This window comes from Streptomyces sp. NPDC059788 (assembly GCF_042732265.1).
Lineage (GTDB): Bacteria > Actinomycetota > Actinomycetes > Streptomycetales > Streptomycetaceae > Streptomyces.
Map to the genome: position 1 here is coordinate 1 of NZ_JBHWHY010000120.1, position 1,259 is coordinate 1,259.

Here is a 1,259-nt window from a genome sequence, read left to right on the forward strand (position 1 = left end):
GCGGGTGTGCTGGTGGTGGAGCGGTTGTCGGATGCGCGGCGTCATGGGCGTCGGGTGCTGGCGGTGGTGCGGGGCAGTGCGGTCAACCAGGACGGGGCCAGCAATGGCCTGACGGCGCCGAACGGTCCCTCCCAGCAGCGGGTGATCCGGGCTGCGTTGGCGAATGCGCAGTTGTCGGCGGGTGATGTCGATGTGGTGGAGGCGCACGGGACGGGTACGAAGCTGGGTGACCCGATCGAGGCGCAGGCGCTGCTGGCGACGTACGGTCAGGGCCGTCCGGAGAATCGGCCGTTGTGGCTGGGGTCGGTGAAGTCGAACATTGGTCATACGCAGCAGGCTGCGGGTGTGACTGGTGTGATGAAGATGGTTTTGGCGTTGCGTCATGGGGTGTTGCCGCGGACGTTGCATGCCGAAGAGCCGTCGCCGCATGTGGACTGGTCGGCGGGTGCGGTGCGTCTGCTGAACGAGGCGGTGGTGTGGCCGGAGGGCGAGCAGCCGCGCCGGGCCGGTGTGTCGGCCTTCGGCATGAGCGGCACCAACGTCCACGTCATCATCGAGGAAGCCCCTGTCCTTGAGCCGTCTGAGCCGTCGGCGGGTGGTGCTGATGGCCAAGACGGCGCCGAGGCCGGCCAGGAAGCGGCGGGTGGCGAACGGCCGCTGCCCGTGCTGACCACGGAGTCCGGTGACACGGCGTGGCTGGTGTCGGGCCGGTCGGCGGAGAGCCTGGCGGCGCAGGCGGGGCGGCTGCGCGAGTTCGCGTTGTCCCGTACGGACCTGGAACCGGCGGACGTGGCATGGTCGTTGGCGACCACCCGTGCCACGTTTGAACACCGCGCTGTCGTGACCGGCACGGACCGAGAGGTCCTGGCCGCCGGGCTGGCCGCAGTGGCTACGGGGCAGCCCGCAGCCGGTGCGGTGACGGGCACGACCGGCACTGGCGGTGCCGGCCGGACCGTGTTCGTCTTCCCGGGGCAGGGGAGTCAGTGGCTTGGCATGGGGCGCGAACTGCGCACGGTCTCGCCGGTGTTCGCCGCCCGCCTGGCGGAGTGTGGCGAGGCGCTGTCCCCGTACGTGGACTGGTCGCTGGACGAGGTGTTGTCCGGTGCCGAGGGCGCACCCGCGCTGGAGACAGCCGATGTGGTGCAGCCCGCGCTGTGGGCGGTCATGGTGTCGCTCGCCGCCGTATGGCAGGCGGCCGGAGTCACGCCGGACGCGGTCGTGGGGCACAGCCAGGGCGAGATCGCCGCCGCCTGCGTCGC

1 protein-coding gene is annotated in these 1,259 nt (G+C 71.3%); it reads left to right on the forward strand.

Annotated features, from left to right (window positions below):
• Nucleotides 1-1,259 (forward strand): acyltransferase domain-containing protein (locus ACFV57_RS42650; RefSeq protein WP_385244690.1); only part of this gene is annotated, 1,259 nt, incomplete at both ends.